Source organism: Pinisolibacter aquiterrae, from assembly GCF_019160155.1.
GTDB classification, from domain to species: domain Bacteria; phylum Pseudomonadota; class Alphaproteobacteria; order Rhizobiales; family Ancalomicrobiaceae; genus Pinisolibacter; species Pinisolibacter aquiterrae.
The window spans coordinates 1-18,060 of the sequence record NZ_JAFNIH010000009.1 but is presented as its reverse complement, the minus strand read 5'-3'; the positions used below and the strand labels follow the sequence as shown (position 1 = coordinate 18,060).

Annotated in this window: 15 protein-coding genes and 1 tRNA gene; 11 read left to right on the top strand and 5 right to left on the bottom strand. The window is 68.2% G+C overall.

The genetic code is table 11. The annotated features are described in order from the left end of the window. Positions 1 to 211 precede the first annotated feature (211 nt). From J3S89_RS02110 to J3S89_RS02095, 4 genes are all read right to left on the bottom strand, one after another. The gene (locus J3S89_RS02110; RefSeq protein ID WP_217925827.1) at positions 212 to 1,015 is read right to left on the bottom strand and encodes a hypothetical protein; all 804 of its coding nucleotides are present in this window, start codon (positions 1,013 to 1,015) and stop codon (positions 212 to 214) included. Between the two features lie 143 nt (positions 1,016 to 1,158). Next, positions 1,159 to 2,997, bottom strand: coding sequence for a DNA helicase RecQ (gene recQ, locus J3S89_RS02105; RefSeq protein ID WP_217925826.1), 1,839 nt, complete (start codon positions 2,995 to 2,997; stop codon positions 1,159 to 1,161). A 71-nt stretch (positions 2,998 to 3,068) separates the two neighbouring features. Then, entirely contained in the window at positions 3,069 to 3,704 is a 636-nt protein-coding gene (locus tag J3S89_RS02100; RefSeq protein ID WP_217925825.1) for an alpha-ketoglutarate-dependent dioxygenase AlkB family protein, read from the bottom strand. Positions 3,705 to 3,710: 6 nt separating this feature from the next. Beyond that, complete coding sequence (locus J3S89_RS02095; RefSeq protein ID WP_217925824.1) at positions 3,711 to 4,088, bottom strand: hypothetical protein; 378 nt, start codon at positions 4,086 to 4,088, stop codon at positions 3,711 to 3,713. A 310-nt stretch (positions 4,089 to 4,398) separates the two neighbouring features. On the opposite strand from J3S89_RS02095, the gene dnaK reads away from it, so the two are divergent. The 9 genes from dnaK (at position 4,399) to dnaN (ending at position 15,541) form a co-directional block, all read left to right on the top strand. Then, a complete protein-coding gene (gene dnaK / locus J3S89_RS02090; protein ID WP_217925823.1) occupies positions 4,399 to 6,300 on the top strand; it encodes a molecular chaperone DnaK in 1,902 nt (633 codons plus the stop codon). A 112-nt stretch (positions 6,301 to 6,412) separates the two neighbouring features. Next, complete coding sequence (dnaJ, locus tag J3S89_RS02085; protein WP_217925822.1) at positions 6,413 to 7,546, top strand: molecular chaperone DnaJ; 1,134 nt, start codon at positions 6,413 to 6,415, stop codon at positions 7,544 to 7,546. 93 nt (positions 7,547 to 7,639) lie between these two features. Next, positions 7,640 to 8,257: a class I SAM-dependent methyltransferase gene (locus tag J3S89_RS02080; protein ID WP_217925821.1), complete on the top strand. Its 618-nt coding sequence runs from the start codon at positions 7,640 to 7,642 to the stop codon at positions 8,255 to 8,257. A gap of 98 nt (positions 8,258 to 8,355) precedes the next feature. Continuing rightward, positions 8,356 to 9,081: an orotidine-5'-phosphate decarboxylase gene (gene pyrF / locus J3S89_RS02075; RefSeq protein ID WP_217925820.1), complete on the top strand. Its 726-nt coding sequence runs from the start codon at positions 8,356 to 8,358 to the stop codon at positions 9,079 to 9,081. 309 nt (positions 9,082 to 9,390) lie between these two features. Beyond that, a complete protein-coding gene (locus J3S89_RS02070) occupies positions 9,391 to 9,696 on the top strand; it encodes a DUF485 domain-containing protein (protein WP_217925819.1) in 306 nt (101 codons plus the stop codon). After that, the gene (locus J3S89_RS02065) at positions 9,696 to 11,405 is read left to right on the top strand and encodes a cation acetate symporter (protein ID WP_217925818.1); all 1,710 of its coding nucleotides are present in this window, start codon (positions 9,696 to 9,698) and stop codon (positions 11,403 to 11,405) included. Before J3S89_RS02070 ends, J3S89_RS02065 begins: the two co-directional genes overlap by 1 nt. Before the next feature lie 321 nt (positions 11,406 to 11,726). Next, on the top strand, positions 11,727 to 13,541 hold the full coding sequence (locus J3S89_RS02060; RefSeq protein ID WP_217925817.1) for a putative nucleotidyltransferase substrate binding domain-containing protein: 1,815 nt from the start codon (positions 11,727 to 11,729) through the stop codon (positions 13,539 to 13,541). A gap of 10 nt (positions 13,542 to 13,551) precedes the next feature. Continuing rightward, entirely contained in the window at positions 13,552 to 14,223 is a 672-nt protein-coding gene (locus J3S89_RS02055) for a 3'-5' exonuclease (protein ID WP_217925816.1), read from the top strand. A gap of 163 nt (positions 14,224 to 14,386) precedes the next feature. After that, positions 14,387 to 15,541, top strand: a complete 1,155-nt coding sequence (gene dnaN, locus J3S89_RS02050) for a DNA polymerase III subunit beta (RefSeq protein ID WP_217925815.1) — start codon at positions 14,387 to 14,389, stop codon at positions 15,539 to 15,541. Positions 15,542 to 15,653: 112 nt separating this feature from the next. Here dnaN and aroA read toward each other — a convergent pair whose 3' ends face one another. Beyond that, the gene (aroA, locus tag J3S89_RS02045; RefSeq protein ID WP_217925814.1) at positions 15,654 to 17,000 is read right to left on the bottom strand and encodes a 3-phosphoshikimate 1-carboxyvinyltransferase; all 1,347 of its coding nucleotides are present in this window, start codon (positions 16,998 to 17,000) and stop codon (positions 15,654 to 15,656) included. A gap of 181 nt (positions 17,001 to 17,181) precedes the next feature. Here aroA and J3S89_RS02040 point away from each other — a divergent pair, with 181 nt between their 5' ends. After that, positions 17,182 to 17,556, top strand: coding sequence for a TIGR02300 family protein (locus J3S89_RS02040; protein WP_217925813.1), 375 nt, complete (start codon positions 17,182 to 17,184; stop codon positions 17,554 to 17,556). Between the two features lie 158 nt (positions 17,557 to 17,714). Beyond that, positions 17,715 to 17,790 (top strand) — tRNA-Ala (locus J3S89_RS02035). Positions 17,791 to 18,060 lie beyond the last annotated feature (270 nt).

Below are 18,060 nucleotides of genomic sequence, written 5' to 3'. Positions count from 1 at the left end.
GCCAGCCTCTCGATCCGCCCCGCCGCGCGAGCGACGCGGGGCGAAGGCGGAGGCATCGGCCGTCATCGATCGGAAGATCGCCCGTACCCGGGTCGATCAGGGGCGGAGCACGGCCGGCATCTCCGCGAGAATTCGTTCGTTTCGGGGCGCAGTCTCGGATGAAATCGTATCGGTTTTGCTAAGACGCGCGTTCACATCCGCCGCGCCACACCTAGAAGGAGACCCGCATCCCGACGACCGGCCCGTATTGGAGCGCGTCGTAGACATAGCTGCCCCGCTCGTAGTCGACCTTGAAGGCGCGATAGCCGGCGAAACCGCCGATCCGCTCGCCGAAGCGATAGCCGACGCCGCCGAAGAGGTCCCATTCGTAGCGAGCGCCGCCGGTTCCGACGAAGCCCATCGCGGTCACCGACAGTCGATCGGTGAACGCATGGGTGACCCGCGCGCCGGCGACCGCGTCGACCCATTGCCGGTCCTTGCCGTAGGAGAGCCCGAACGGCGCCACCGCCACGGCGATCGTGTTCGACAGCGCGAAGCCGCGGACGCCGCCGAGCAGGTCGACCGCGAGGGTCGGCTCGTCGACGATCCTGTACCCCGCCGTCGCGAGGCCGACGACGCTGGAACTGGCGAGCGACACGCTGCCCGGATAACCTTGCGCAGTGAAGGTCTTGCCGGCGGAGAGCCGCGACACCATCACGTCGGAGAAGACCACGAAGCGGCCGCGCCGCGCGTCGAGCGAGACCATCAGCGCGCCGTCGAGATCGTCGAGAATGTCGGCGAAGCCGAGATGGACCTTGACCGCCTGGCCCGGCGGCAACGTGCGGAAACGGCCGTCCATCGACGTGGCCCAGGCATAGGAATGGACGCCGACGACCCAGGTCTCCTCCGGCGCCGGAACCGGCACCACGGGAACGAGGGGCGCCGCGTCGCCCCTGTCGGCGGCGAAGGCCGAGGAGGCCGCGCCGAGAAGAACGATACCGGCGAAGATCCCGAATCGATGCCGTCGCGAGGTCATTGGCGCCGCCCGTCTCCGGTCACCGGCCGAGACCGGATCCCCATGATGATTCTCTCCCGACGGATCATAGCCCGCATTGCGTGGAGACGAGCCCGCGTATCACCCCTCACGCGACGGCGGAGACGCCCTCGGCGGGCGGCGCTTCAGCCCTCGAAGTCCCGGATCGCCCGGAGGAACACGTCGCCGAAGCGCTCGAGCTTCGCCGCGCCGACGCCGTGCACCGTCGCCATCTCGGTCCGCGAGGTCGGGCGCGACTTCGCCATCTCGATCAGCGTGCGGTCGGCGAAGACCACATAGGCCGGCGCGTTGAGCTCGCGCGCGAGATCCGCGCGCACCGCCTTCAGCGCCGTGAGCAGACGCGTCTGCGTCGCGTCGAGCCCGGCGGCGGTGATCTTCTCCGCCCGCGCCGCCTTCTTGGAGCCCTTCTCCCGCGCCGCCTCGACCACGTCGGCGCGGAACACCACCGAGCGGCGCCCCTTGAGCACCTCGCCGCCGGCTTCCGTCACGTACCATGCCCCATGCGCGGTCATGTCGACGTCGGCGAGGCCCGAGGCCAGCATCTGCCGGAAGATCGCCCGCCACTGCGACTTGGTGAACTCCTTGCCGACCCCGAAGGTCTTCAGCTTCTCGTGACCGAAACGCGCCAGCCGTTCGGTGGCGTCGCCGACCAGAACGTCGACGAGATGCACCTCGCCGAAGCGCTGTTCGGTGCGCACGATCGCCGACAGCGCCTTCTGCGCCGCGAGCGTCCCGTCGAAGGTCTCGACCCCGTCGCGGCAGACGTCGCAATGCCCGCAGGGTTCGCTCTCCTCGCCGAAGAAGGCGAGCAGCACCTGCCGCCGGCAGCGCGGCGTCTCGGCGAGCGCGACGAGCGCGTTGAGCCGCTGCCGCTCGATCCGCTTCTGCTCGTCGGAGGCCTCCGATTCGTCGATCTGGCGACGGCGCAAGAGAATGTCGTCGGTGCCGTAGAGGGTGAGCGTGTCGGCGGGGAGCCCGTCGCGGCCGGCGCGGCCGATCTCCTGATACCAGGCCTCGATCGACTTCGGCAGCGAGGCATGCGCCACGAAACGCACGTCCGGCTTGTCGATGCCCATGCCGAAGGCGACCGTCGCCACCATGACGATCCCGTCCTCGCGCAGGAACTCGTCCTGCCGCTCGGAGCGGACGCCCGCCTCGAGGCCGGCGTGATAGGCGAGCGCGCGATGGCCGGCGGCCTCGAAGGCGGCGGCGAGATCCTCGGTCTGCTTGCGCGAGGAACAATAGACGACACCGCTCTCGCCGGTATGGCTCTCGAGGAAGCGCAAGAGCTGCCGCTTCGGCTCGGCCTTCGGCCGCATCGCCAGGAACAGGTTGGGCCGGTCGAACCCATGCACGAAGATCCGCGGCTCGCGCGCGAAGAGCCGCTCTCGGATCTCCTCGCGGGTGGCGGCGTCGGCGGTCGCGGTCAGCGCCAGGATGCGCGGGTTGCCGAGCCGCTCGGCGAAGGCGCCGATGTCGCGATATTCCGGCCGGAAGTCGTGGCCCCACTGCGAGATGCAATGCGCTTCGTCGACCGCGATCATCGCGACCTTCGCCCGCGCCAGCATGTCCTGGGTGTCCGGCCGGGCGAGACGCTCCGGCGCGACATAGAGGAGACGCAGCCGCCCGGCGTTCATGTCGTCCATGATCGTCCGCCATTCGGCGGTGTCGGTGGTGGAGTTGAGCGCCCCGGCGGCGATGCCGTTCGCCCGCATCTGCGCCACCTGATTGCGCATCAAGGCGATCAGCGGCGAGACCACCACGACCAGTTCCTCGCGCACCAGGGCGGGGAGCTGATAACACATCGACTTGCCGGCGCCGGTCGGCATCACCGCCAGCACGTCGGACCCTTCGAGCACCGCCGCGACGATCTCGTCCTGTCCGACGCGCAGATCGGGATAGCCGAAGACGTCGCGCAGGATCGCGCGGGCGCGGGTCAGATCGGACGACACGGGGGAGGACATCGGCGGGGGAACCTCTCGAAAGCCTCCCCGGGGTAGCCCGCCCCGGCCCGGACCGTCAATCGCCGGCCGCGTCACGATCGCGGCCGCGTCACCCGCCGGAGCGTCAGATTGATGCGTCCACCCTCGGCGAGCAGCGTCGAGGTGGCCGGCACGATCCGGTCGATGCCGTGATGGGCGAGCCGGAGCGGCCCCGTGAGCATCATCACGTCACCGGACGCGAGCGGAAACGACCGCGTCGGATCGCCCCGCTCGACCCCGCCGAGGCGGAACCGCGCGGTGTCGCCGAGCGAGACGGAGAGGAGCGGCGCCTCGAAATCCTCCTCGTCGCGATCCTGATGCAGCCCCATCTTGGCTTGCGCGCCATAGAAGTTGACGAGACAGGCCTCCGGCGGCGCGGCATATCCGGTGATCTCCTCCCAGAGCGCCAGCACCGCCGCCGGCATCGCCGGCCATGGACGTCCGGTCACCGGATGCGTCGCCTGATAGCGATAGCCGGCCCGGTCGGAGACCCAGCCGAGCGGCCCGCAATTGGTCATGCGGACGGAGAAGGGCTTGCCCGTTCGCGGCATGACCGGCGTGAAGAGCGGCGCCGCCCGAACCACTGCGCGGAGATCCTCGATCAGCGCCTGCTGTGCGGAGCGATCGAGACGACCGGGAAGGAGCGTGAGGCCGGCCGGACATCCCGAGGGGCGAGACGAAGCGGTCATGGTCGATCAGTCGCCTCCCCCACCGCCGTCACCACCCCCGCCGCCGTCGGAGGCTCCGTCGGCCGTCCACCAGACCTCGAGCGGACCTCCGACGTCGCTCGACCCGCCCCCGGCGGACGGCCCCGCCCCCCGCCATGCCGCGACGAGATCGAAGACGAACCCGACCATCGGGTAGACGAAGAGAAAGGCCGCGATCGCCTCGGTCGCGATCAGCCCGAGCGCGGCGGTCTCCTCGGGGGCGTCGGCGATCAGGCCGAACGGGTCGACGCCGACCGCGAGCCCGATCGAGGCCGCTAGCGCGATCCCCGCCGCCGCGATCCGCCGTCCGACCGACGGCGGCGACGAACGGGTGACCGGCGGTGCGGAACGGAACGTCGAGGGCATGGCGGACCTCCAGGACCGGGGAGACGGGGCTTCGATCGGACCGGCGGCCCCACGCCGCCGGCGCCGCCGCCGCGCTCGGGGGGCGACGCGAGGAGATTCCCGCGCCCTTCCCTCCTTGCGGCCCCGAAACGCCCCACTTATATACCCCGGCGAAGCACGTCGTGACCGGGTTCCCCGCGGGACGGCGTGCAAGAAACCCGAAACGACGGGATCCGCTCGACGAGCGGGTCCATCTGGGGGCCGTGAGCGGGAACGCTCGTGCCGAAACGCCCGACAGGGGTTCGGACGGCCTGCCGAAAGGAGAAGCATCATGGGTAAGGTGATCGGTATCGACCTCGGCACGACCAACTCGTGCGTCGCCGTGATGGACGGCAAGACCGCCAAGGTCATCGAGAATTCCGAAGGCGCGCGCACCACGCCGTCGATCGTCGCCATGAACGACGACGGCGAGCGTCTGGTCGGCGTCGCCGCCAAGCGTCAGGCCGTGACCAATCCGGAGCGCACCTTCTTCGCGGTGAAGCGCCTGATCGGCCGCCGCTACGAAGATCCGATGGTGGAGAAGGACAAGCACCTCGTCCCCTACAAGATCGCCAAGGCCGGCAACGGCGACGCCTGGGTCGAGGCCGACGGCAAGTCCTATTCGCCCTCGCAGATCTCCGCCTTCACCCTCGGCAAGATGAAGGAGACGGCGGAAGCCTTCCTCGGCCAGCCGGTGACCCAGGCGGTCATCACCGTCCCGGCCTATTTCAACGACGCCCAGCGTCAGGCCACCAAGGACGCCGGCAAGATCGCCGGTCTCGAGGTGCTGCGCATCATCAACGAGCCGACCGCGGCCGCGCTCGCCTACGGCCTCGACAAGAAGACCTCGGGCACCATCGCGGTCTACGACCTCGGCGGCGGCACCTTCGACGTGTCGATCCTCGAGATCGGCGACGGCGTCTTCGAGGTGAAGTCGACCAACGGCGACACCTTCCTCGGCGGTGAGGACTTCGACATGCGGCTGGTCGGCTATCTCGCCGACGAGTTCAAGAAGGAGTCGGGCATCGATCTCCGGAACGACAAGCTCGCCCTCCAGCGCCTGAAGGAGGCGGCAGAGAAGGCCAAGATCGAGCTCTCCTCGACCAACCAGACCGAGATCAACCTGCCGTTCATCACCATGGACGCGACCGGGCCGAAGCATCTCAACCTGAAGCTCACCCGCGCCAAGTTCGAGGCGCTGGTCGACGATCTGATCCAGCGCACCGTCGAGCCCTGCAAGGCGGCGCTCAAGGATGCCGGCCTCACCGCCGGTCAGATCGACGAGGTGGTCCTGGTCGGCGGCATGACCCGCATGCCCAAGGTCCAGGAGATCGTGAAGTCGTTCTTCGGCCGCGAGCCCCACAAGGGCGTCAACCCGGACGAGGTCGTCGCCATCGGCGCCGCGATCCAGGGCGGCGTGCTCCAGGGCGACGTCAAGGACGTGCTGCTGCTCGACGTGACCCCGCTGTCGCTCGGCATCGAGACCCTCGGTGGCGTCTTCACCCGTCTGATCGATCGCAACACCACCATCCCGACCAAGAAGTCGCAGGTCTTCTCGACCGCGGAAGACGGCCAGACGGCGGTGACGATCAACGTGTTCCAGGGTGAGCGCGAGATGGCCCAGGACAACAAGAGCCTCGGCCGCTTCGACCTGCAGGGCATCCCGCCGGCGCCGCGCGGCGTGCCGCAGATCGAGGTCACCTTCGACATCGACGCCAACGGCATCGTCCAGGTCTCGGCCAAGGACAAGGGCACCGGCAAGGAGCAGCAGATCCGCATCCAGGCCTCCGGTGGTCTCTCCGACGCCGACATCGAGAAGATGGTCAAGGACGCCGAGGCCCATGCGGCCGAGGACAAGAAGCGCAAGGAAGTGGTCGAGACCAAGAACCACGCCGAAGGCCTCGCCCACTCCGCCGAGAAGGCGCTCAAGGACTACGGCGACAAGGTCTCCGGCGCCGACAAGTCGGTGATCGAGGCGGCCATCGCCGAGACCCGCAAGGCGCTCGAGGGCGACGACGTCGAGGCGATCAAGGCCGCCGCCAACAAGCTGGCGGAAGCCCAGATGAAGCTCGGCGAGGCGATGTACGCCGCCGGTCAGGCCGAGGCGGGCGCCGCCCCCGAAGGCGAGACCAAGCGCGACGACGTGGTCGACGCCGACTTCGAGGAAGTCAAGGACGACAAGAAGAAGGGCTGAGGCCCCGCTTCTTGATCTCGAAAGCGCGGGCGACCCGGTGTGAGGCTTCACGCCGGGTCGCCTCGCATCTCAGAGGCATCGCCGCCCCGCCCGCCCGAAAGACGGACCGACCATGGCCAAGCGCGACTACTACGAGGTTCTCGGCGTCTCCAAGACCGCCGACGAGAAGGAGCTGAAGAGCGCCTTCCGCAAGCTCGCCATGCAGTATCATCCCGATCGAAACCCCGGCGATCACGCTGCCGAGGCGTCGTTCAAGGAGATCAACGAGGCCTACGACGTCCTCAAGGACGGGCAGAAGCGCGCCGCCTACGACCGCTACGGCCACGCCGCCTTCGAGAACGGCGGCGCGGGAGCCGGTGCCGGCGGGTTCAACGGCGACTTCGCCCAGACCATGTCGGACATCTTCGAGAACTTCTTCGGCGGCGACATGGGCGGCCGGCGCGGCGGCGGTGGCCGCGAGCGCGGCTCCGACCTGCGCTACAACATGGAGATCACCCTCGAGGAGGCCTACGCCGGCAAGCAGATCGAGATCAAGGTGCCGACCACGGTCACCTGCGAGGCCTGCTCCGGCTCCGGCGCCAAGGCCGGCACCTCCGCCCAGACCTGCCGCACCTGCGGCGGCCTCGGTCGGGTTCGCGCCGTCCAGGGCTTCTTCACCATCGAGCGCACCTGCCCGACCTGCCAGGGTCGCGGTCAGGTGATCCCCGACCCCTGCAAGGTCTGCGGCGGCTCCGGCCACACTTCGGTGGAGAAGGCGCTCGCCGTCAACATTCCCGCCGGCATCGAGGACGGCAACCGCATCCGTCTCGCCGGCGAGGGCGAGGCCGGCGTGCGCGGCGGCCCGGCCGGCGATCTCTACATCTTCGTCTCGATCAAGCCGCACGCCTTCTTCCAGCGCGACGGCGCCGACGTCTTCTGCGCCGTGCCGATCTCGATGACCACCGCCGCGCTCGGCGGCTCGATCGAGGTGCCGACGCTCTCCGGCGAGGTCGCCAAGGTCAAGATCCCCGAGGGCACCCAGAACGGCAAGCGCATCCCGTTGCGCGGCAAGGGCATGCCGATCCTGCGCACCCGCGGCCACGGCGATCTCTACATCCAGGTCGGCGTCGAGACCCCCCGCCATCTCACCAAGCGCCAGCGCGAGCTTCTGGAGGAGTTCGAGAAGGACTGCTCCAAGGAGACCCACCCCGACGCGCACGGCTTCTTCGCCAAGATGAAGGGCTTCTTCGACAATCTCGGTGGCTGATCGAGCGGTCGCCTCGACCGCATCGCCATGGTAACGTCACATCTTCGAAGCAGGGTCACGCCACCCGAAGCCCTTTCCTCCTCGGAGCCTTTCATGGGACAAGCCAAGAAGCGTGCCGTCACCGACGGCATCGGTCACAAGGTTCTCGACGAGGTCAGATTTCTCAAGAACTGGATCGACAAACCCCTGATGACCGGGGCCGTGGCGCCGTCCTCGCCGCAATTGGCCCGGCTGATGGCGTCCTATGTCGACCCCACCCGTCCCGGCCTCGTGGTCGAGCTCGGACCCGGCACCGGCGTCGTCACCCAGGCGCTGCTCGAGCGCGGCATCGAGCCCGAACGGATCGTCTCGATCGAATACAACGCCGATTTCTGCAGCCTCCTGCGCCAGCGCTACCCCGGCGTCCACTTCATCCAGGGGGATGCCTATCGTCTGCCCCAGGCGATCACCGGCCTCGTCGGCGCCGAGCCGTTCCCGCTCGCGGCCGTGGTGTCGAGCCTGCCGCTCTTCACCCGCCCCCTGCCCGAGCGCACCCGCCTCCTCGACGACGCCTTCCACCGCATGGAACCGGGCGCGCCCTTCATCCAGTTCTCCTATGCGCTGGTCTCGCCGGTGCCGCACGGCGCCACCCGCTTCGAGATCGAACGCTCCGGCTGGGTGGTGCGCAACCTTCCGCCCGCCCGCGTCTGGATCTACCGCCGCCCCGCCTGAGCGACGGCCCGCCACGAGCCCCCTCGAGCCGATCCCGCGTGGAAAGCGGCTCGAGGACGCGCTAAGACGTCGAGACCTTCCGTACGGAGCTCTCGACCATGGCCTTCACCGCTTCCCATCCCCGCGACCGTCTGATCCTCGGCCTCGACCTCCCCTCGGTCGAGGAGGCCGCCCGCGCCGTCGCCGAAACCCGCGGCGCGGTCGGCGTCTACAAGATCGGCTATCGGCTGGTCTTCGCCGGCGGTCTCGCCCTGGTCGAGCGCCTCGTCGGCGAGGGCGAGAAGGTCTTCCTCGACGTCAAACTGCTCGATATCGACAACACCATCGCCGAAGGCATCGAATCGATCCTGAAGCTCGGCGTCGACTGGGTCACGCTCCACGCCTACCCCAAGGCGATGCGCTCCGCCGTCGCCGCCCGTGACGCGGAGGCGAACGAGCGCACCAAGCTGCTCGGCGTCACCGTACTCACCTCCATGGACGACGCCGACCTGAAGGCCGCCGGCTACGCGACCCCGGTCGCCGATCTGGTCGAGGCGCGCGCCCGCGACGCGGTCGCCGCCGGCATGGACGGCATCGTCTGCTCCGCCGCCGAGGCCGCCCGCCTGCGCGCCGCCGTCGGCCCCGGCCTCACCCTGGTGACCCCGGGCGTGCGCCCCTCCGGCGCCGCCGCCGGCGACCAGAAGCGCGTCACCACGCCGGGCGCCGCGATCCGCGCCGGCGCCGACCTCCTGGTCGTGGCCCGCCCGATCCTCGGCGCGAGCGACCGCCGCGCCGCCGCCGCGGCGATCGTCGAGGAGATCGCCGAGGCATGCGAAAACCGATGACGTCGTTTCGTCATGTAGTCTCGAAGCGCAGCACAATAGAAATTGTGCAACGCAATAGCTCGATATGGCAGATAACTTTCTGAGTCTTAAGTAGCTATACGAAGGGTGGGCTATCGCGAAAGATTGCCAAAAGGCAAATTTCCGTCATGGCGGCTCGCTTCAGGGGGCGAGTCCGTTCGTATCCGGGGGGAGACCGGCGACCGACGAGTTCGTTTTGCACGACGAGTCCGTTCATCTCGAGATGACGGGATCGCGGATGGTGGCTCGTCGCCGTGACTCCTCGCACAAGAGAATCAGGGAGGTATCCACGTGAGTACCGACATCGCAAAGAAAGTACGGGCCAATCCGAAGTTCGCCGAGCTGGTCCGGAAGCGCAACAGCCTGGCGCTGACGCTGACGATCACCATGCTCGTCATCTACTACGGCTTCATCCTCCTCGTCGGCTACGCCAAGTCGTTCCTGGCGACGCCGATCGGCACGAATCTGATGACCTACGGCGTGCCGATCGGCGTCGGCGTCATCGTCTCGGCCTTCGTGCTGACCGGCATCTACGTTCTGCGCGCCAACGCCGAATTCGACACGCTGACCGCTCAGATCGTCGAGGAGACCAAGTGATGAACCGCGCTCTGACCCTCCTCACGACCGCCGCGATCTCGGCACTGCCGACGTTCGCGATGGCCGCCGGCGTCGACGCCACCGACATCAAGAAGCAGGCGACCAACTTCCCGGCGATCATCATGTTCGTGATCTTCGTCGGCATCACGCTCGGCATCACCTACTGGGCGGCCCGTCAGACCAAGTCGGCCGCCTCGTTCTATACCGCCGGCGGCGGCATCACCGGATTTCAGAACGGTCTGGCCATCGCCGGCGACTACATGTCGGCGGCTTCGTTCCTCGGCATCACTGGTCTCGTCTACGGCTCGGGTTACGACGGCCTGATCTTCTCGGTGGGCTGGCTGGTCGGTTGGCCGATCGTCACCTTCCTCGTCGCCGAACAGCTGCGCAACCTCGGCAAGTTCACCTTCGCCGACGTGGCCTCGTTCCGCTTCGCCCAGACCCCGATTCGCACGCTGGCCGCCTGCGGCTCGCTGGTCACCGTGGCCTTCTATCTGATCGCTCAGATGGTCGGCGCCGGTAAGCTGATCCAGATCCTTTTCGGCCTGCCCTACCTCTGGGCCGTCATGATCGTCGGCGTGCTGATGATCGTCTACGTGACCTTCGGCGGCATGACCGCGACCACGTGGGTCCAGATCATCAAGGCCTGCCTGCTCCTCGGCGGTGCCACCTTCATGGCCCTCATGGTCATGATCTCCTTCGGCTTCTCGCCCGAGAAGCTGTTCAAGGCGGCCGTCGACATCCATCCCAAGCACGTCGCCATCATGGGCCCCGGCTCGCTGATCTCGGATCCGGTCTCGGCGATCTCGCTCGGCATGGCGCTGATGTTCGGCACCGCCGGTCTGCCGCACATCCTGATGCGCTTCTTCACCGTGAAGGACGCCAAGGCCGCGCGTAAGTCCGTGTTCTACGCCACCGGCTTCATCGGCTACTTCTACATCCTCACCTTCATCATGGGCTTCGGCGCCATCGCCCTCATCGCGGGCAACACGCCGACCCCCGCCACCAACCCCTTCATGGACCAGTCTCTGATCGCGGCCGGCAAGGACGTGATCGCCGGCATCCGGGGCGGTTCCAACATGGCGGTCATGCATCTGGCCAACGCGGTCGGCGGCGAGTACTTCCTCGGCTTCATCGCCGCGATCGCCTTCGCCACCATCCTCGCGGTCGTCTCGGGCCTCGCGCTCGCCGGCGCCTCGGCGATCTCCCACGACCTCTACGCCTCGGTGTTCCGTCGCGGCCGGGTCAACGAGGTCGACGAGATGCGCGTCTCCAAGATGGCGTCCGTCGGCCTCGGCATCCTCGCCGTCGGCCTCGGCGTCGTCTTCGAGAACCAGAACGTCGCCTACATGGTGGGTCTGGCCTTCGCGGTCGCCGCCTCGTGCAACTTCCCGGTTCTGCTGATGTCGGTGTTCTGGAAGGGCATGACCACCCGCGGCGCCTTCATCGGCGGCTTCCTCGGCCTGATCTCGGCCGTCGGCCTTGTCGTCACCGGCCCGACCGTGTGGGTCAAGATCCTCGGCAATGCCGCGGCTCTGCAGCCCTACGACAACGTCGCGATCTTCTCGATGCCCATCGCCTTCATCGGCATCTGGCTCTTCTCCGTGCTGGACGGTTCGGCCCGCGCGCAGGAAGACAAGGACGGCTTCGAGGCTCAGTACATCCGCTGCCAGACCGGCATCGGTGCCCAGGGCGCCGCGTCGCACTGACCTCGTCTTCGGCCGAGGCGGGTCTCCCGCCTCGGTCCTCTTCCGATCGGCCGGGCGGCTCCTCGACGAGCCTTCCGGCCGTTCGTTCGTCGGAGGATCGTTGCCGGGGGGCCTCGATTGCCGACCGTGACGTCGAGACCGCCCGCGACCGCGCGCATCGCGCCGTCCGACCCTCGCACTCACCCGATCGCCGCGGCCGGAGACGGGGCCCGCGCATCGCCGAAGGGGGCATCGCCACCTTCCGCTTCAACCGATCGCTCGTCGCGCCGACGCGGCGTCGCGATCTCGTCGCCCCACGCGACGCGACCGTCCGGTGACCGCATGCCTCGCTCCTTCGACACCGCCAGTCCCCCGTTCGACCGCCTCTCCGAGGCCGAAGCCGCCGAACTCGTCGCCGCGCTCGACATCGGTTATTGGCCCGCCGGCCAGACCATCCTGATGCGCGGCGCCGCCTCCGACCACTATCACGTGGTCCTGAAGGGTGCGGTCGAGGAGCGCGACGAGGACGAGAACGTCGTCGCCATCCTCGGTCCGAAGGAGACCTTCGGCGCCCGCGCCGTGGTCCACGGCGGCGCGGGCGCGCGCTATGTCGCCTGTGAGGAGACGCTGACCTATCTGATGCCGCGCGACACGCTGCTGTCGCTGATCCACCGCAATCCAGGCTTCGCCGCCTTCTTCTATTCCGACATCTCGCGCAAGCTCGCCGAAGTCGCCAAACACGATCGCGGCCAGGGCCTCGAGGGCGTGCTGCGCGCCCGCATCTCCGAGGCGCGGCTGCGCCCGCCCGTCTTCATCGACGCCTCCACGACGATCGAGGAGACCGAGCAGCGCATGTCCGACACCGACACCAACTCGCTCCTGGTCCGCGACGGCGCCCGCGTCGGCATCGTCACCCGCACCAATCTGTCCAAGGCGGCGATCCTCGCCAAGCTGCCGCTGACCACCCCGATCGGCGAGTGCACCAGTTGGAACCTGATCACGGTCGAGGACGACGAATTCGTCTTCGACGCGCTGATCACCATGACCCGCAACAACAAGCGCCGGCTGGTGGTCAAACGCGGCGGCGAGAAGGTCGGCATCCTCGAGGACATCGACATCCTCGGCATGTTCGCCGGCAACTCGCAGCTCATCCCCGGCCGCATCGATCGCGCCAAGACCGTCGACGACCTCGCCGGCGCCGCCGCCGACATCCAGTCCCAGGTGGTTCGCCTCAACCATCAGGGCGTCAAGGTGCGCGACATCGCCGCCATCACCTCCGACCTCAATCGCCACCTCTTCCGCAAGCTCTTCGCGCTGATCGCGCCGGAGAGCATCCAGGAGGCCGGCTGCCTGATCGTCATGGGCTCGGAGGGGCGCGGCGAACAGACCGTGCGCACCGATCAGGACAACGGCCTCCTCCTCGCCGACGCGGTGCCGGAGGCCGATCTGTCGCGCTTCCGCGTCGAGTTCCAGGGCGCGCTCGCCACCTTCGGCTTCCCGCCCTGCCCCGGCAACGTGATGGTCTCCAATCCGCTCTGGTCGCAGACAATCGATGACTTCGTCATGCAATTGAAGCGCTGGGTGCACAGCCCCGACGCCGACAGCCCGATGCATCTCGGCATCTTCTTCGACGCCGTCTGCGTCGCCGGCAACGCCGATCTCCTGACCCGCGCCAAACGCGAGTTCATCGCCATGATGAGCGGCGAGACCGCGGCCATCGCTCATTTCGCCAAGGCGATCGATCAGTTCCCCGGCCCCGGCGGCGTCATCAACTCGATCCTCGCCACCGTCGGCCGCGAGGAGCCGATCGACATCAAGAAGTCCGGCACCTTCCCGATCGTCCACGGCGTGCGCTCCCTCGCCATCGAGAAGGGCATTTCCGCCACGTCGACCGTCGAGCGCATCCTGGCCATCGCCGAGACCCGCTTCTTCGACGAGACCTTCGCCCGCGAGCTCTCCGACGCGCTCGGCTACTTCATGGAACTGCGGTTGAAGTCGCAACTCCGCGCCCATCTCGCCGGCACCACCGAGGGCGAATCCCTGTTGCGCCCCTCGGACCTCACCACCCTCGACCGCGACCTCCTGCGCGACGCGCTGCGCGTGGTGAAGCGCTTCCGCGAAATCGTCCGCAACCACTTCAAACTCGGCATGTTCTGAAGGGGCGCCCATGTTCCGCTGGCTGAGGCATCGCTACGACCGGATGCGCCTGAAGGACCCGCGTTGGCTGCCGCTCTTCCGGGAGGATCCCTCCGGCGAGGTGGTGTCGGTCGATTGCGAGACGACCGGCTTCGACACCCGCACCGACGACATCATCTCGATTTCGGCGATCCGGATCGCCGGCAATCGGATCCTGACCTCGCAGGCCTTCAACGCCTATGTCCGCCCCGACGCCGAGATGCGCGCCGACGCCATCCGCGTCCACCAGCTGCGCGCCGTCGACGTCGCCGGCGCCCGGCCGATGCGCGAGGTGCTGCCGGACTTCCTCGACTTCCTCGGCGGGCGCCCGCTGGTCGGCTACTGGATCGACTACGACGCCGCCATGCTCGACCGCTACGTCTCCGCCTATTACGGCTTCCACCTGCCCAATCGGCGCATCGAGGTTTCCGGCCTCTATTACGAGCGCAAATACGGCGACGCGCCGCAGGGCACCCAGATCGACCTCTCCTTCGCCGCGATCACCCGCGATCTCGGCCTGAGGACGCTGGCGCTCCACGACGCCTTCAACGACGCGCTCTCCGCCGGCGAGATGTACGTGCAGTTGACGGACATGAAGGCCCGCAACGTGCGCATCGCGCGCGAGCACGGCCACGACGCCAGCGCCGCGATCACCGTCGGTTGACGGTCTTCAGGCCTGAAAAAATGCGAGCTTTCCCGCCCCGGCTCTTGCGTCGAGGAACGGGAGAGGTCAAGGTCGACGCCCCCGGTCCCGGCGACCAGATCAAGACACGAGGAGCATGTCCGCACCCGCGTGGCGGCTCCGATCCAGCCTTCGGAAGACATCGATGAAAGTGACAGTCGAGCGGGCGCAACTCGTGAAGTCCCTGACCCACGTGCATCGGGTCGTGGAGCGGCGCAATACGATTCCGATCCTTTCCAATGTGCTTCTGCGCGCCGAAGGCGGCGAGCTGAAGCTGAAGGCCACCGACCTCGACATCGAGATCTCCGAGTCGATCCCGGCAATGGTGGAGACGACCGGCGCCACCACCGTGCCCGCCCACATGATCCACGACATCGTCCGCAAGTTGCCGGACGGCGCCCAGGTCGAGCTCGCCACCCGCGCCGACGGCGCCACCCTCGACATCCGCTCGGGTCGGTCCAAGTTCTCGCTGCAGATGCTGCCGGAGAGCGACTTCCCCGACCTCACCGCCGGCACCTTCTCCCACACCTTCACGCTCGCCGCCGCCGATCTGAAGCGTCTGGTCGACCGCACCTGGTTCGCGATCTCCACCGAGGAGACCCGCTACTATCTGAACGGCATCTATTTCCATGCCGTGGCGAACGACGGCGAATTGAAGTTCCGCGCCGTCGCCACCGACGGCCACCGTCTCGCCCGCGCCGAGATCGTCGCGCCGCACGGCGCCGAGGACATGCCCGGCGTGATCGTGCCGCGCAAGACCGTGGGCGAGATCCAGAAGCTCGTCGACGACCCCGAAGCCGTGGTCACGGTCGAGCTGTCGGACTCCAAGATCCGCCTGACCTTCGCCGCGCCGGTGAAGGACGGCGACCCCGCCCCGGTCGGCATCGTGCTGACCTCCAAGCTGATCGACGGCACCTTCCCCGACTACGGCCGCGTCATCCCCCAGGGCAACGACAAGCTCATGCGCGTCGAGCGCGGCGATTTCGCCACCGCCGTCGACCGCGTCTCGACCATCTCCTCCGAGCGCGGCCGCGCGGTCAAGCTGACCATGGCCGAGGGACGTCTGGTGCTCTCCGTGACCAACCCCGACAGCGGATCGGCCTCGGAAGAACTGCCGGTCGAATACGATCAGGAGCCGCTCGACATCGGCTTCAACAGCCGCTACCTGCTCGACATCGCCTCGCAGCTCGAGACCGAGACGGCGCTGTTCCGCTTCTCCGACCCCGGTTCGCCGACCCTGATCTCCGACGACGTCGAGCCCTCCAGCGCCCTCTACGTGCTGATGCCGATGCGCGTGTGATCCCCGTCACCGGGACGCCACGAAAAAAGGCCGGACGCTCGCGCGCTCCGGCCTTATTCGTTTCATTCCGTCCCGGCCCGACCGGCCGGCGCCCGTTCCCGTCCGCCGGCGCTCACGCCTCGACGAACTCGGCGCCGAGCCCTTCCATCAGCCCTCGGAACGACGGGAACGACGTCGCGATCATCGTCGTGTCGTCGACCGTCACCACCGCGTCCGCGGCCATGCCGAGCACCAGGAAGGCCATGGCGATGCGATGGTCGAGATGGGTCGCGACGCGCCCTCCGCCGATCCTGACGCCCGCCCTGAGCCCCTCCACGACCAGACTGGCCTCGCCCTCGGTGCACGCCACGCCGTTGGCCTCGAGCCCGCGCGCCACCGCCGCCAGACGGTCGCTCTCCTTGACCCGGAGCTCCTCGAGCCCCTCCATCACCGTCGGCCCCTCGGCGAAGGCCGCCGCGATCGCCAGGATCGGATATTCGTCGATCATCGACGGCGCCCGTTCCGGCGGAACCACCACGCCCTTCAGCCGCGAGGCGCGCACATGGACGTCGCCGACGCGCTCGCCGCCCGAGAGACGCTCGTTCTCGATCGCGAGATCCGCGCCCATCTCGACGAGCGTCTGGAAGAGGCCGGTCCGCTGCGGATTGAGCAGCACGTTCTCGACCGTGACGTCCGAGCCCGGCACGATGAGCCCCGCCACCACCGCGAAGGCCGCCGAGGACGGGTCCCCGGGCACCACGACATGCTGGGCCTTCAACTCCGGCCGCCCCTCGAGACGGATGATTCGCTCCCCCGCCACGCCGATCTCCACGCTCAAGGCCGCGCCGAACCCCTGGAGCATGCGCTCGGTGTGATCGCGGGTGGCGACGGCCTCGATCACCGTGGTGACCCCGGGCGCGCCGAGCCCGGCGAGCAGCACCGCCGACTTCACCTGCGCCGAGGCCATCGGCACCCGATAGGTGATCGGCGTCGGCGTCTTCGGCCCCCGCAACGTCAACGGCAGACGGTCGCCGGCCCGCGCGATCACCTCGACGCCCATCTCGCGCAGCGGGTTCAGGACGCGCCCCATCGGTCGGCGCGACAGCGAGGCGTCGCCGACGAAGGTCGCGGCGATGGCGTGACCGCCGACGAGCCCCATGGTCAGCCGCGAGCCGGTGCCGGCGTTGCCGAAGTCGAGCACGCCCTCCGGCTCCAGGAGACCGCCGCAGCCGAGCCCGCCGACCCGCCAGGCGCCCTCGCCGTCCCGGGTCACGGTGGCCCCGAGGGCCGCCATCGCGCGGCCGGTGGCGAGCACGTCGTCGGCCTCGAGCAGCCCCTCGATCCGGGTCTCGCCGAGCGAGACGGCGCCGAACATCAGCGAGCGATGCGAGATCGACTTGTCGCCGGGCACGCGGATCCGGCCGGTGAGGGCGGAACCGGCGCGGGCGGCGAGCGGCGCGGGAAGGGCGTCGTGGCTCATGGATCTCGTCTCTCGAGGCGGGCGATGGCGAACGGAGGCCTCTCCTATCACGCGACGCCCCGGGCGTCATCCGCGAGGGCGGCCGCGACTGCGACGTTCGCGGCGCGATTCGCTTTTGACAGGGCGCCGGCTTCGGACTAGACGGGAACGATCCTTTTTTCCTCTTTTCGCGAGACGATCCGTGGCGAAACCTGAACTCGGCACCAAGCGCCTCTGCCCGAACTGCGGCACGAAGTACTACGACCTGAACAAGGACCCGATCCTGTGCCCGAAGTGCGGCACGACCTTCACCCTCTCGGCGATGGCGCTGCGCGCCAAGGCCGCGGCGGTCGAAGAGGAGGAAGAGGCCGAGACCGAGGAAGCCCAGGTCGACTTCGTCAGCCTCGAGGAGGCCGACGCCGAACAGGGCGGCGGTGCCGTCGACGCGCCGGAGATCGAGGACGAGGAGATCGCCGACATCGGCGACGACGACGACACCTTCCTCGAGCCGGAAGACGAGGACGAGGACATCGACGGCATCGATATCGACGTCGAAACCGAGGACGAGGAGCGCTGAGGCGCGCGCCCCTCCGCGTCGTCGGCTTTTTCCACAGACTTTTCCGAGACTTCGGAAAAAAAAGCCGACGAGAGTGCGAAAGGGGCTTGATCACCGGCCGCGATGCCTTTAGAGATCGCCGCCGTCGCCGAGGCAACCCAAGCCCGGCCGGAGAGAGTGGGGCCATAGCTCAGTTGGGAGAGCGCTTGAATGGCATTCAAGAGGTCAGGGGTTCGACTCCCCTTGGCTCCACCAATTCTCCTCAAGAAAACCACGGATCTACGCGGTTTTTGCTTTTCTGGGGCTGATTTCTCCCACCAAGTTGATCTGGATAACGGTGCATGGCGGTGATCTGCCGCGGACGCATATTCGGTTGATGGTGACGTTGCCCCTCGGGCCTAGGTCCTGTTGACGAATAGGATTCCCCTTCGGGTCGTGGAGTGATTCAACGTCGCTTTCGGAGGGAGGCGACGTTGATTCGAGACCTGATGAGCGACGAGGAATGGGCGTTCTTCGAGCCGTTCG